Origin of the sequence: Enterococcus sp. DIV0774, from assembly GCF_050539095.1 — a bacterium.
Taxonomy (GTDB): domain Bacteria; phylum Bacillota; class Bacilli; order Lactobacillales; family Enterococcaceae; genus Enterococcus; species Enterococcus faecalis.
In genome coordinates this window covers 1,315,445-1,329,422 of sequence record NZ_CP172923.1, presented here as the reverse complement: position 1 = coordinate 1,329,422, position 13,978 = coordinate 1,315,445, and the positions used below count along the sequence as shown (strand labels likewise).

At 38.8% G+C, this 13,978-nt stretch carries 13 protein-coding genes; all 13 read left to right on the top strand.

Translation table 11 applies throughout. The features are described 5' to 3' along the window. Positions 1-5: 5 nt before the first annotated feature. The 13 genes from IGL86_RS06465 to pflB all read left to right on the top strand — a co-directional run bounded on the left by IGL86_RS06465 (position 6) and on the right by pflB (position 13,931). On the top strand, positions 6-524 hold the full coding sequence (locus IGL86_RS06465; RefSeq protein WP_002357510.1) for a BMC domain-containing protein: 519 nt from the start codon (positions 6-8) through the stop codon (positions 522-524). Beyond that, positions 515-1,993 carry an acetaldehyde dehydrogenase (acetylating) gene (locus IGL86_RS06460; RefSeq protein ID WP_033625903.1) on the top strand — a complete coding sequence of 493 codons (1,479 nt, stop codon included), beginning with the start codon at positions 515-517 and terminating at the stop codon, positions 1,991-1,993. Before IGL86_RS06465 ends, IGL86_RS06460 begins: the two co-directional genes overlap by 10 nt. A 123-nt stretch (positions 1,994-2,116) precedes the next feature. Beyond that, positions 2,117-2,407 carry a BMC domain-containing protein gene (locus IGL86_RS06455; protein WP_002357513.1) on the top strand — a complete coding sequence of 97 codons (291 nt, stop codon included), beginning with the start codon at positions 2,117-2,119 and terminating at the stop codon, positions 2,405-2,407. Between the two features lie 67 nt (positions 2,408-2,474). After that, a complete protein-coding gene (locus tag IGL86_RS06450; RefSeq protein WP_002357515.1) occupies positions 2,475-3,044 on the top strand; it encodes a hypothetical protein in 570 nt (189 codons plus the stop codon). A 3-nt stretch (positions 3,045-3,047) separates the two neighbouring features. Further along, positions 3,048-3,683, top strand: coding sequence for an ethanolamine utilization phosphate acetyltransferase EutD (gene eutD / locus IGL86_RS06445; protein WP_002357516.1), 636 nt, complete (start codon positions 3,048-3,050; stop codon positions 3,681-3,683). A 14-nt stretch (positions 3,684-3,697) separates the two neighbouring features. Next, a complete protein-coding gene (locus IGL86_RS06440; protein ID WP_010823696.1) occupies positions 3,698-4,297 on the top strand; it encodes a TIGR02536 family ethanolamine utilization protein in 600 nt (199 codons plus the stop codon). 12 nt (positions 4,298-4,309) lie between these two features. Beyond that, positions 4,310-4,573 (top strand): EutN/CcmL family microcompartment protein, encoded by a 264-nt coding sequence (locus tag IGL86_RS06435; protein WP_002357519.1) that lies wholly within the window; start codon positions 4,310-4,312, stop codon positions 4,571-4,573. 12 nt (positions 4,574-4,585) lie between these two features. After that, positions 4,586-5,686, top strand: coding sequence for an ethanolamine utilization protein EutH (gene eutH, locus IGL86_RS06430; protein WP_002357520.1), 1,101 nt, complete (start codon positions 4,586-4,588; stop codon positions 5,684-5,686). Positions 5,687-5,698: 12 nt separating this feature from the next. Then, positions 5,699-6,142, top strand: a complete 444-nt coding sequence (locus tag IGL86_RS06425) for an ethanolamine utilization protein EutQ (protein WP_002357522.1) — start codon at positions 5,699-5,701, stop codon at positions 6,140-6,142. Between the two features lie 87 nt (positions 6,143-6,229). Beyond that, positions 6,230-6,658: a CoA-binding protein gene (locus IGL86_RS06420; protein ID WP_002363980.1), complete on the top strand. Its 429-nt coding sequence runs from the start codon at positions 6,230-6,232 to the stop codon at positions 6,656-6,658. A gap of 204 nt (positions 6,659-6,862) precedes the next feature. Continuing rightward, complete coding sequence (parE, locus tag IGL86_RS06415; protein WP_033625905.1) at positions 6,863-8,920, top strand: DNA topoisomerase IV subunit B; 2,058 nt, start codon at positions 6,863-6,865, stop codon at positions 8,918-8,920. Positions 8,921-8,932: 12 nt separating this feature from the next. Continuing rightward, a complete protein-coding gene (gene parC, locus IGL86_RS06410; protein ID WP_002357527.1) occupies positions 8,933-11,395 on the top strand; it encodes a DNA topoisomerase IV subunit A in 2,463 nt (820 codons plus the stop codon). A gap of 289 nt (positions 11,396-11,684) precedes the next feature. Then, positions 11,685-13,931, top strand: coding sequence for a formate C-acetyltransferase (gene pflB, locus IGL86_RS06405; RefSeq protein ID WP_002357529.1), 2,247 nt, complete (start codon positions 11,685-11,687; stop codon positions 13,929-13,931). The last annotated feature ends 47 nt before the right edge of the window (positions 13,932-13,978 follow it).

The window sequence follows — 13,978 nt, the reverse complement described above, 5'->3', positions numbered from 1 at the left end:
CCTGAATGAAAGCATTAGGAATGGTCGAAGTCAAAGGATTTTTAGGTGCCATTAGTGTGGCCGATGCGGCATTGAAAGCCGCCGACGTTACTTTGTTAAAAGCTGAAATTATTAATGGCGGTTTAACAACTGTGGAACTGATTGGTGACGTTGCCGCGGTTCAAGCTGCCGTTGAAGTAGGAACGGAAGTAGCTAAAGAATTAAATTGTTTAATTGCTCATCATGTGATCTCACGGGTTGATGCTCAAACGGAAGTGATTTTATCAGATCCAGAACCCAAGTCAGCACCTGAACCGATGGAACAAGTAGAAGTAATTGAAGAAGAGATTGAAACACCAGATTTGGAAGAACACACAGGCACACGCCAAAAATTAGAAACACAACGCGTGGTTGATTTACGCAAACAAGCCTACAAAATGAACCTAAGTAGTTTAAAGAAAAGTGAGATTAAATTTGCCAATAAAGAAGCTTTAATTCAAGCAATCATGGCTGAAATAGAAAGAAGTGAAGACGAGTGGAATTAGTAGATAAAGACTTACGTTCCATCCAAGAAACAAGAAATTTAATCAGAAAAGCCAAAGAGGCACAGCAAGTATTAGCAACATTTTCGCAAAAACAAATCGATGCGATTGTCCAAGCGGTTTCAGAGGCTACATTTAACCAACGAGAAAAGTTAGCGAAAATGGCCAATGAAGAAACAGGATTTGGTATCTATGAAGATAAAATCATCAAAAATGCTTTCGCTTCAAGAGTAGTATATGACGAAATGAAGGACAAAGCTACAGTTGGTGTGATCCATGATGATGCTGCCAAAAAAGTCACTGAAATTGCTGTCCCAGTGGGTGTAATTGCAGGATTAATTCCTTCTACCAACCCGACATCAACAGTCATTTACAAAGCATTAATTTCATTAAAAGCTGCCAACAGCATTGTTTTTTCACCACATCCCAATGCGTTGAAATCGATTATTGAAACAGTGGAAATTATCCAAAAAGCGGCTATTGCTGCAGGGGCACCAGAAGGTTGTGTCTCGGTCATCAAAACGCCAACCATGCAAGCGACCAGCGAATTAATGAAAAATAAAGAAACAAATTTAATTTTAGCTACTGGTGGAAACGCAATGGTTAAAGCAGCGTACTCTTCTGGAACACCAGCAATCGGTGTTGGGCCTGGTAATGGACCAGCCTACATCGAACGAAGCGCAAATGTTCCTCATGCAGTGAAACAAATAATGGATTCAAAAACTTTCGATAACGGTACAATTTGTGCATCGGAACAATCAATTATTGTTGAAACTGTCAACCGTGAAGCGGTCAAAGAAGAGTTAATTAAGCAGGGCGCGTATTTCTTAAGTCCAGCCGAAGCCGACAAATTAGCTAAATTTATTTTACGACCAAACGGTACAATGAACCCGCAAATCGTGGGTCGTTCCGTTCAACATATTGCTTCATTAGTTGGTTTATCTATTCCAAAAGATCGCCGCTTAATTGTTGCCGAGGAAACACATGTAGGCTTGAAATATCCATTTTCAAGAGAAAAATTGGCACCGATTATTGCTTTCTATACAGTTGAAAACTGGGAAGCAGCTTGCGCGTTATCAATTGAAATTTTGAAAGGTGAAGGTGCGGGTCATACGATGGGTATTCACACAGAAAACAAAGAAGTCATTCGTGAATTTGGCTTAAGAAAACCCGTCTCTCGTTTGCTTGTTAACACCTCTGGTACACTTGGCGGCATTGGTGCTTCAACTAACTTAGTGCCAGCATTAACACTTGGCTGTGGCGCAGTTGGTGGCAGCTCAACTTCTGATAATATTGGGGTTGAAAATCTGTTCAATTTACGTCGTGTTGCATATGGCGTGCGTGATTTAGAAGAGATTCGTCAAGAATTTGGTCAAACATCAACCACATCTGTGGCTACTTCTTGCGAAACAACCAATCAAGAAGAACTAGTAAATGCCGTGGTGGCTCAAGTTTTAGCTCGCTTAAACTAACAAGAAACGAGCGAGTAAGAGTAAAACAAATGAATTATTGGATTTAGGGTTTGGGACCTAAGTCAAATTGCTAATTGTCCCAAATTTTTAAAAATAAAACATACATCTTAGGAGGAAATTATAATGTCAAGTACAAATGCTTTAGGAATGATCGAAACTCGTGGTTTAGTAGGTGCTGTTGAAGCAGCCGATGCAATGGTGAAAGCGGCAAACGTTACTTTAATTGGAAAAGAACAAGTCGGTGGCGGTTTAGTTACAGTAATGGTTCGCGGTGACGTTGGTGCCGTGAAAGCAGCAACAGATGCTGGTGCTGCTGCAGCAGAACGTGTTGGCGAATTATTATCTGTCCATGTAATTCCACGTCCACATACAGAAGTAGACGCTATTTTACCACACGCAACAACTGAATTATAATTTTGATTTTTTGGGGCAGAGGTAGGTTCATTACTTCTGTCCTAAACTTTCATTGAGGAGGGGTGTTATGACAGTTATTACAGAAGATATGCTTCGCAACAAAAGGCTAAAAAAAGAACTAGAAGATGGCACGGATTTTGTGTTTCCTGTAGGCAGTTTTCTGACGCCAGCCGCCAAAAGCTATCTACGCGAGCATCGGATTAATAGCAGCTTCTCTTCAACAAACCCATTGCTTTCTGAGGTTCATTCAGTGAAGGCCTCCTCACAAAAACAAAAACAAGAACATTTATCAAAAGAAACAATTTATGAGATTCGGCACTTAAGCCATCTATTGTATTTGCCTTTCTTAACGAATGAAGCGTTATCAACAGAAGGTTGGTTATATTTCGAACAACAACAACAGTGGTTAGAGAAGTTTATTTTAGAACAGTCGATTGTAATGGAACCAGTCATTTTGGAATCAAAGGTAACTATTCTAACTAACCAACAGAGACAATGGCGCTATTCCTCAAAAGAAATTCAATTACAACTAGATAAAATTATTCTCCAGTTAAAAGGAGAATCACAACTGTTCGGCCTTTTTCAATCTTGGGCTACAGAATTAATTAGCACCATGGCTGAAATATCACGAAACTAGGAGATGAACAAATTGGATTCAATGAATGAAATTGTTGAAGAAGTTGTTAAACGAATTCAGCAACAACAACAAAATACTTTTGAAGTTGAAGCTTCTGGCCGACATGTTCATTTGTCTCGTCAAGAGATTGATGCATTATTTGGACCGGGATATCAACTAACAAAAGTGAAAGATTTATCACAACCTGGACAGTTTGTTTGTAAAGAACGAATTACGGTTGCTGGACCTAAAGGACTTTTTCAAAATGTGGTTATTTTAGGCCCTGAACGTAGCGAATCACAAGTCGAAGTTTCTATGACGGATACACGTATTTTAGGAATTAATGCCCCAGTTAGAGAGAGTGGAAAGACAGAAGGGACACCAGGCGTCACGCTGATGAACGGATCAGCAGTTGTGACATTAAGTCACGGTTTAATTGTTGCCAAACGTCATATTCACATGACACCCGAAGACGCCTTGAAAAATAAAGTAAGCAATAGTCAAATTGTGCAAGTCAAAGTGGAAGGCACACGTCCGTTAATCTTTGATGATGTAGTTGTGCGAATCAGTCCGCGATTTGCAACGTACATGCACATTGACTACGATGAAGCCAACGCTTGCGGCTTAACCAAAGGAGCTCGTGGCTATATTCTTAAGTAAAAGGAGGAAGGACAATGAACGTTTCTGAAATGGAAAATTTGATTCAACAGATTACTGATCGAATTTGCCAACAATTGCTGTCGTCGTCTTATTCAGTGGCTTTAGCAGAAGCAAAAGAAGCATTTCCTGAAGAAATGTTTGTTCGTTTTCCTGATGTAAATTGGGTAACCAAGGAGCAGAAGCTAGCACGAGGCTTGGTTGTAAAGAGGCTAACGATTTCCCAAGTAAATGCGATTGCGCATTTACAGGAAACGGATGAATTAGTCAAAAACATCTTAGCATTCTTATTTGAAGGTAAGCCGGTATTGGTTTTAACCCCAATACCTTCAGTGACTAAAAATTCACTATTGAAGTATCGTTTGAAACAAACGATTCAGGAAAACGTGGACATGTGCCAACAGTTTGGGCTGATTTTTTATCATGATTCAGAAAATTACGCTGTGTTTCAGGCGGCCTGTCAAAAACAACTTCGTTCTTTGGCTGAGACCAAACGAACCTACATTACTGAAAAACAATTGATAAGAATGACAGAATCAGGTGTTTCTTTAAGTAAAAACGCCTATTTAACCCCGTTAGCGAAAGATTATGCTCGGAAACATCAATTGCTGACGTAAGGAGGAAAAACGATGCTTTTAGGAAAAGTGACTGGTAGCCTTTGGTCAACAAGAAAAGATGAAAAATTAAATGGCTGGAAATTTATGATGGTTGATATTTTGAATCAAGAGGACGAAAAGCAAGGATTTCTAATTGCTGCTGACAACGCTGGAGCTGGTGTCGGGGACAAAGTGTTAATTAGTCAAGGCAATGCTGCCCGTATTTCGGCAGAAGATCCGAATGTCCCAATTGATGCAATGATTGTTGGTGTCATTGATTCTACAGAGGAAGAATAGGGAGGACGAGACATGAGCATTAATGAAATTATTATGTATATTATGGTTCTTTTCATGATTATTGGAGGAATCGATAAATGTATTGGCAACAAACTAGGTTTAGGGGAGCAATTTGAGGAAGGGATTATGGCTATGGGTTCTCTAGCGCTTTCTATGGTAGGGATTATCACTTTAGCGCCTGTCTTAGCCAATCTTTTAAGCCCGATTGTCGTTCCTGTCTATGAATTACTAGGGGCTGATCCAGCAATGTTTGCCACAACCTTATTGGCTAATGATATGGGCGGCTTTGCGTTAGCGCAACAATTAGCCAATGATCCACAAGCTGGTTTATTTGCGGGGGCAATCTTAGGTGCAATGATGGGGCCAACGTTAGTCTTTACAATTCCAGTAGCGCTTGGCATTATCCAAAAAGATGACCAACAATTCTTAGCAACAGGTGTTTTGAGCGGGATTATTACAATTCCTTTTGGTTTATTAGCAGGCGGTTTAACAGCTGGCATGCCATTGTCATTGATTATTCCTAACTTAATTCCAATTATTATTGTTGCCGCTTTAATTATTTTAGGTTTATGGTTAGCGCCAAAAGGCATGATTAAAGGCTTCCAAATTTTTGGTCAAGGCGTAGTGATTGTCGCTATCTTTGGTTTAGTTGTGGGGGCGATTCAACTATTATTAGGAATTACAGTGATTCCTGGTATTGCACCAGTTACTGAAGGAATTGAAGTCGTTGGCGGGATTGCTTTAACTTTAGCTGGCGCTTTCTGTTTAGTCGCTGTGATTACGAAAGTCTTTAATAAACCATTGATGAAACTAGGAAAAGTTTTAGGAATGAATGAAGTAGCGGCTGCAGGAATGGTTGCTACATTAGCTAACAATATTCCCATGTTCCAAATGTTAAAAGACATGGATAATCGAGGAAAAATTATTAATATCGCTTTTGCTGTTTCGGCTTCTTTCGTTTTAGGTGACCACCTTGGTTTTACTGCAGGCGTAGCAAAAGAAATGATTTTTCCAATGATTGTTGGCAAATTAGTTGGAGGGATTACCGCCATTTTTGTGGCTATCTTTATGGCAAATCGAATGCTAGGGAAACCCGAAACAGAAGTGAAATAATGAGGTGTAAATATGACAGAATTAAATCGTGAAATGATTGAAACGCTTGTTCGACAAATTGTCACAGAAAAATTAATGCCGACTAAACAAGTGGATCCAAGTGGAATTATGTCCATCAAATTACCCGAAATCGACGTAACAGAAGACGACCGCTTAGATACAGGCAACCCAGCAGACATTGTTTACACAAAAGATCTGTTTTCTTTAGAAGAAAGCCCGCGCCTTGGTTGCGGTTTAATGGTGATGAAAGATACCACCTTCGACTGGACACTAGAATACGATGAAATTGATTATATTATTTCAGGACAATTAGATATACTGATTGACGGACGTAAAATTTCTGCAACAGCCGGTGAAATTATTTTAATCCCGAAAAGTAGCAAAATTCAATTTTCAGTGACGGGTGATGCCCGCTTTGTCTACGTGACTTATCCAGCAGATTGGCAAAGCCAATAATTATTTTACCGGCAGTCAGAGAATAATTTTGCAAAAACCCTTTACTCAGCGTTATAATAAATAAGAACGAAAAAAGGGGTTGAGTGAATGACATTTGAGAATCCAAGTCAAAATCAAATTTTTGATATTTTAAAACAAGCAAAAAATATTGCGGTGGTTGGTTTGAGTAACAAGCCCGACCGCACAAGTTACAAAATTGCGGAAATTTTACAGCAACATGGCTATCGTGTATTGCCTGTCAATCCAGTTTTAAAAGGTGAAACGGTGCTTGGCGAAACGGTTTATGGGACATTAACAGAGATTCCTGAAAAGATTGATATTGTTGACGTCTTTCGGCGGAGTGAATTTTTGCCAGAAGTGGCCGCAGAAACATTGAAAACAGAAGCGCCTGTCTTTTGGGCCCAACTAGGTTTGGAAAATGAAGAGGCAGCGAACTTGTTATTAAATGAAGGTCGTCAAGTTATTATGAACCGTTGTATTAAAATTGAATTGGCAAAAATGGCAGATGCTGAATAAACACGTGTAATTTTATAAAGAAAGAGCGTCCTGAACGGAAAGCTCTTTTTTTTTTGACCCAGATAGAGTATTATTGTAATGATGGTTTTAGAAGGAGCGAACGGAAAACGCAAGAAACCGGCTCACTCTTCTTCTAATTCTTTAAGAAATAGTTAATGTACGCTTATTAACTAAACGAGAATCTAAGTATAAGGAGTTTTTTCTTTGGCTAAAAAAATTAACAATGAGTACAATGATGCCTCTATCCAAGTCCTAGAAGGATTGGAAGCAGTGAGGAAAAGACCTGGTATGTATATCGGTTCAACCGATAGCCGTGGACTCCATCACTTAGTCTATGAAATTGTCGATAACGCAGTCGATGAAGCGTTATCTGGCTACGGGAATGAAATCAACGTAACTATCCAAAAAGATAATAGTATTTGTGTTGCAGACTCTGGCCGCGGAATGCCAACAGGGATGCATGCTTCTGGTATCCCAACAGTAGAAGTCATTTTTACTGTCTTACATGCGGGTGGTAAGTTTGGCCAAGGTGGCTATAAAACTTCAGGCGGACTCCATGGGGTGGGTGCCAGTGTTGTTAATGCCTTATCTAAGTGGTTAGAAGTTCATATTGTTCGTGATGGCGTAGAATACATGGAACGATTTGAGGACGGCGGTAAACCACTTGGTACCTTAAAAAAAATCGGCAAAACAAAAAAACGCAACGGCACCTCCGTTACTTTTTTACCTGACGACACCATTTTCTCTACGACAAATTTTTCTTACGAAATTTTAGCAGAACGTTTGAGAGAATCAGCTTTCTTATTAAAAGGCGTCAAAATTACTTTAACGGATGAACGTGGGGAAGAACCCAAAGAAGAAGTCTTCCACTACGAAGAAGGCATTAAAGAATTTGTTGCCTATCTAAATGAAGAAAAAGATACATTAACACCCGTTGTTTATTTTTCAGGAGCCAAAGAAGGTATTGAAGTTGAATTAGCTTACCAATACAACGATGGCTATTCTGAAAATGTTTTATCTTTCGTTAACAATGTCCGCACAAAAGATGGCGGTACCCACGAAGTCGGTATGAAAACGTCAATGACGAAGGCGTACAATGAATATGCACGTAAAGTAGGACTATTAAAAGAAAAAGATAAAAATTTAGAAGGTAGCGACTTCCGTGAAGGCTTAGCAGCTGTCCTTTCAATTCGAGTACCAGAAAACTTACTACAGTTCGAGGGTCAAACCAAAGGGAAATTAGGCACACCTTTAGCAAGAACCGTTGTCGATAACGTCGTAGGCGAACAAATGGGCTTCTATTTACAAGAAAACAGTGAAATGAGTCAATCATTAATTCGGAAAGCGATTAAAGCCCGTGAAGCCCGTGAAGCGGCTCGCAAAGCTCGTGAAGAAAGCCGGAACGGTAAAAAACGGAAAAAAGGCGAATCGTTACTTTCTGGAAAATTAACCCCGGCTCAATCCAGAAATCCTAAGAAAAATGAATTATATCTTGTCGAAGGAGACTCGGCCGGTGGTTCAGCAAAACAAGGACGCGACCGGAAATTTCAAGCCATTTTACCGCTACGAGGAAAAGTCATTAATACGGAAAAAGCGAAAATGCAAGACATCTTGAAAAATGAAGAAATCAATACTATGATCTATACGATTGGCGCAGGCGTTGGTCCTGAATTTTCAATTGAAGATTGTAATTATGATAAAATCATCATCATGACCGATGCGGATACCGATGGTGCCCATATTCAAGTGTTGCTATTAACGTTCTTCTATCGTTATATGAAACCATTAATTGAAGCCGGCAAAGTCTATATTGCCTTACCACCTCTTTATAAAGTTTCTAAAGGAACTGGAAAAAAATCAGTCATTGAGTATGCTTGGACCGATGGTGAATTGGCAGAAGTGATTGATAAAGTTGGTAAAGGCTATATGCTCCAACGCTATAAAGGTCTGGGGGAAATGAATGCAGAACAACTTTGGGAAACAACGATGGATCCTGAAACTAGAACCTTAATTCGTGTTCGGATTGATGATGCAGCTCAAGCAGAACGCCGTGTGACCACATTAATGGGCGACAAAGTCGAACCTCGTCGAAAATGGATTGAACAACATGTTCAATTTACGTTGGAAGAAGATGGCAGTATTTTAGATCGTTCAGAAGAAGACACTTCTGCACCAACAGGAGAAAGTCTTTTAGATGCGGAAAAAACAAAAGAAGCAGAACAAACCGATGACACTGAAATCAGTTTGTTTGACATAGAGTAGGGAGTGACAATTTTGGAAAAACGCCAAGAAGTTCAAGAATTAACCCTTGAAGAAGTAATGGGCGATCGTTTTGGAAGATATTCCAAATACATCATTCAAGAACGGGCCCTACCAGATATTCGAGATGGGCTAAAACCAGTACAACGCCGCATTCTCTTTTCAATGAATAAAGACGGCAATACCTTTGATAAAGGCTTTCGTAAATCAGCAAAATCTGTCGGAAACATTATGGGGAATTATCATCCCCATGGCGACAGTAGTATTTATGAAGCGATGGTCCGTCTAAGTCAAGACTGGAAATTACGGGAAGTACTAATTGAAATGCACGGAAACAACGGAAGTATGGATGGCGACCCACCAGCGGCGATGCGTTATACAGAAGCTCGTTTATCACAGTTAAGTGGTGAGTTGTTAAAAGATATCGACAAAAATACCGTCGATTTCGTCTGGAATTTTGATGATACAGAAAAAGAACCCACTGTTTTACCAGCCAAATATCCTAATTTATTGGTAAATGGCTCAACGGGGATTTCAGCAGGTTATGCAACAGAAATTCCTACACATAATTTAGCGGAAATTATTGATGGGACCGTGTATTTAATTGATCATCCTAATGCAAGTTTAGAGAAATTAATGGAATACATTCCAGGACCAGATTTCCCAACAGGTGGGATCCTACAAGGAAAAGCAGAAATTAAAAAAGCCTACGAAACCGGCCGTGGTAAAGTAATTTTACGTGCGAAGACAAAGATTGAGCCCTTAAAAGGCGGCAAACAACAAATTGTCATTTCTGAAATTCCTTATGAAGTCAACAAAGCAACGCTAGTGAAGAAGATGGATGAAATCCGTTTAAATAAAAAAGTAGACGGCATTGCCGAAGTTCGTGACGAAAGTGACAGAACTGGCTTGCAAATTGTTGTTGAACTAAAAAAAGATGTCAATGCAGAAGGTATTTTAAATTATCTATTTAAAAACACTGAATTGCAAATCAATTACAACTTTAACATGGTAGCCATCGACAACATGACCCCGCAACAAGTGGGACTAAAACGGATTTTAGAAAGTTACATTACGCACCGCAAATCAGTTATCATTAACCGTTGTCAATTTGAGTTGGACAAAGCTCGCAAACGTGAGCATATTGTTGCTGGTTTAATTAAAGCATTGTCTATCTTAGATAAAGTGATTGCAACAATCCGTGGCAGTAAAGATAAAAAAGATGCGAAGAAGAACTTAGTATCCGACTATGCGTTTACTGAAGAACAAGCTGAAGCAATCGTTACTTTACAGCTATACCGTTTAACCAATACGGATATTACTGATTTACAAGAAGAAGCAAAAACTTTAGAACAACAAATTGCTGAGTTATTGAATATTTTAAACAATGAAAAAGAACTATTCTCAGTCATGAAAAAAGAACTTCGCGAAGTTAAAAAGCAATATGGCAATCCGCGCTTAACTCAAATTGAAGAGGAAATCCAAGAAATCAAGATTGAAACAGCCGTGTTAGTTGCGCAGGAAGACGTGGTCGTAACCGTGACGCACGAAGGCTATATCAAGCGGAGTAGTATTCGTTCTTATACAGCATCAAAACCAGAAGAAATCGGCATGAAAGAAGGCGACTTTTTACTATATGCTGGCGAAGTCAATACATTAGATCATCTTTTACTAGTGACAAATAAAGGAAATATGATCTATCGCCCCGTCCATGAGTTGCCAGATTTACGCTGGAAAGAAATTGGCGAACATATTTCTCAAACCATTTTAAATCTTGCTATCGATGAATCGATTATTGCTGTATATCCTTATAAAGAGTTAAGTCCGACAAAAACCTTTGTTTTCATTACAAAAGCTGGCATGATTAAACAAACCAAAATGGCTGATTTTGAGCCTTGGCGCACTTATAAGAGCCGCCCGACATCTTGTATGAAATTAAAATCAGACCAAGATGAAATTACCAATGTTTATTTAACAAATGATCAAGACTTATTGGATGTTTTCCTCGTTAGCAATCGCGGTTTTGGCTTACGTTATCCATTATATGAAGTACCTGTTGTAGGTAGTAAAGCGGCTGGAGTTAAGTCAATGAACCTCAAAGAAGACGATTATGTCGTTAATGGTTTACTGGTTCATTCTGAAGGGGATACACCGATTGTTATTGTTACCCAACGTGGCGGTGTTAAACGCATGTTAGCCCAAGAATTAACACAATTAGGACGAGCAAAACGTGGATTAATGGTCTTACGGGAATTGAAGAAAAATCCACATCGTGTTGTCTTTATGTCTGAAAGTACCGATTTAGATTTATTAGTTACTACGCAAAAAGGCACACAAGAAGTTATTCAGTCGAAAAACTATCCAATCAGCGAACGAACATCCAACGGTTCCTTTGTCATCGATGAACAAAAAGATGGCCAAGTAATGGAAGTCCACGAGATGCATTCTGCAGTAATTGAAGAAGAACAAACAAACTAAACTGTGTTATAAATATCTCGACAGCAGCCATCTGTATTAATACAGATGGCTGCTGTTTTTAATACAGAAGTACATTTTTCACAAGTGATAACAACTATAAATCGTTCTTATTTTCACAAGTATAAATGTTTATATATCAGCGTTTATAATCTTTGCTCCCCATTTATTTATTAAGAAAGTGCAATAAATAATAAAAAAACGCTTGCATCTAAAAGGTTATGTGTTATACTAATCACATAAAGCTGTTACATACAATCAAGTAGCAGTTAACTAAGGAGGCAAACACTTCATGAAACAATGGGAAGGCTTTAAAGGCGACAAATGGAGAACAAGCGTTGACACTCGTGATTTTATTCAAAACAACTACACAGAGTACAAAGGCGACGACAGTTTCTTAGAACCAATCGCTCCGAGCACTGACAAATTATGGACAAAACTACAAGAATTATTTGAAATCCAACATGAAAAAAATGGCGTTTATGACATGGATAGCGATATCCCAGCAACTATTACGTCACATGAACCTGGTTACTTAATCAAAGAAGAAGAAAAAATTGTCGGTTTACAAACAGATGTACCATTAAAACAAGCATTTATGCCATTCGGTGGTATTAAAATGGCGAACAATGCCTTAGTTTCAAATGGTTATGAAACTGACGAAGAAATGACAAAAATCTTCACAGAATACAGAAAAACACATAACCAAGGTGTTTTTGATGCCTACACAGCTGAAATGCGTTTAGCACGTAAAAACAAAATCATTACTGGTCTTCCAGATGCGTATGGCCGTGGCCGTATTATCGGTGACTATCGTCGTATCGCATTATACGGTATCGACTACTTAATGGAACAAAAGAAAAAAGATCATGATAACACTGGTAACAAAGAAATGACAGACGATGTTATTCGCTTACGTGAAGAAATTTCTGAACAATACCGTGCGTTAAATGACTTAAAACAAATGGCTGCTTCTTATGGTTTCGATATTTCTCGTCCTGCTGCAAATGCGCAAGAAGCAATCCAATGGTTATACTTTGGTTACCTAGGTGCCATTAAATCTCAAAATGGTGCGGCAATGTCAATTGGTCGTATCTCAGCATTCTTAGATATCTATATCCAACGTGACTTAGAAGCTGGTTTAATCACTGAATTTGAAGCACAAGAAATGATTGACCATTTAATCATGAAATTACGTATGGTTAAATTTGCACGTACACCAGAATACAACCAATTATTCTCTGGTTATCCAATTTGGGCAACATTATCTATTGCTGGTATGGGTATTGACGGTCGTTCATTAGTTACCAAAAATGACTTCCGTATCTTACACACATTAACAAACATGGGACCATCTCCAGAACCGAACTTAACTGTATTGTATTCTTCTCACTTACCAGAAGGTTTCAGAACATATGCAGCTAAAATCGCGAAAGAAAGCTCATCTATCCAATTTGAAAACGATGACTTATTACGTGAAAACTGGGGTTCTGACGACTGTGCAATCGCATGTTGTGTTTCTGCAACAGTTATGGGTAAAGATATGCAATTCTTCGGCGCTCGTGCGAACTTAGCGAAAGCTGTTCTTTATGCAATTAACGGCGGGGTCGACGAAAAAACTAAAATGCAAGTAGCACCAAAATATCGTCCAATGACTGGTGACAAATTAGATTATCACGAATTCATGGAACGCTATAAAGACATCTTAGACTGGTTAGCTGAATTGTACGTTAACACATTAAACATTATTCATTACATGCATGATAAATATGCATATGAAGCACCACAATTAGCTTTAATGGATACTGATTTACAACGGACATTCGCAACTGGTATTGCCGGAATCTCTCATGCGACTGATAGTATCATGGCAATTAAACACGGTGAAGTAGAAGTAATCCGTGACGAAGATGGTATGGCAATTGATTATGTACCAACAAAAGAATTCCCAACATACGGAAATGATAACGAAGAAGCCGATGCAATGGCTAACTGGATTTTAGATTACTTTATGACACAAATTAAACGTCAACACACATACCGTAACTCTAAACCAACGACTTCATTATTAACAATCACTTCAAACGTTGTTTATGGTAAAGCAACAGGGAACACGCCTGACGGACGTCGTGCCGGCAAACCTCTTGCACCAGGTGCGAACCCAAGTTATCAAGACGGTAAATTCTTAGGTGAGAAAAATGGCTTGTTAGCTTCATTAAACTCAACAGCTCGTTTAGAATATACAATCGCTTTAGATGGTATTTCTAATACACAAACCATCAACCCTAATGGTTTAGGTAAAGACGACGACACAAGAATTAACAACTTACGTAACGTATTAGATGGCTACTTCGATAAAGGTGGTTACCACTTAAACGTAAACGTATTTACAAACGAATTATTATTAGATGCACAAGCACATCCAGAAAAATATCCAAACTTAACTATCCGTGTATCTGGATATGCCGTGAAATTCCGTGACTTAACTCCTGAACAACAAGCAGACGTTATTTCAAGAACTTCACACGACAGACTATAAAAAACATTTACATTATTTAACTGAAAGGGTGACATTTAACGTGTCAT

Excerpts from the sequence above, each read along its gene's own strand:
- IGL86_RS06465 (WP_002357510.1), top strand. The coding sequence starts at position 6 with ATGAAAGCATTAGGAATGGTCGAAGTCAAAGGATTTTTAGGTGCCATT.
- IGL86_RS06455 (WP_002357513.1), top strand. The coding sequence starts at position 2,117 with ATGTCAAGTACAAATGCTTTAGGAATGATCGAAACTCGTGGTTTAGTA.
- IGL86_RS06450 (WP_002357515.1), top strand. The coding sequence starts at position 2,475 with ATGACAGTTATTACAGAAGATATGCTTCGCAACAAAAGGCTAAAAAAA.
- eutD (WP_002357516.1), top strand. The coding sequence starts at position 3,048 with ATGAACAAATTGGATTCAATGAATGAAATTGTTGAAGAAGTTGTTAAA.
- IGL86_RS06440 (WP_010823696.1), top strand. The coding sequence starts at position 3,698 with ATGAACGTTTCTGAAATGGAAAATTTGATTCAACAGATTACTGATCGA.
- IGL86_RS06435 (WP_002357519.1), top strand. The coding sequence starts at position 4,310 with ATGCTTTTAGGAAAAGTGACTGGTAGCCTTTGGTCAACAAGAAAAGAT.
- eutH (WP_002357520.1), top strand. The coding sequence starts at position 4,586 with ATGAGCATTAATGAAATTATTATGTATATTATGGTTCTTTTCATGATT.
- IGL86_RS06425 (WP_002357522.1), top strand. The coding sequence starts at position 5,699 with ATGACAGAATTAAATCGTGAAATGATTGAAACGCTTGTTCGACAAATT.
- IGL86_RS06420 (WP_002363980.1), top strand. The coding sequence starts at position 6,230 with ATGACATTTGAGAATCCAAGTCAAAATCAAATTTTTGATATTTTAAAA.
- pflB (WP_002357529.1), top strand. The coding sequence starts at position 11,685 with ATGAAACAATGGGAAGGCTTTAAAGGCGACAAATGGAGAACAAGCGTT.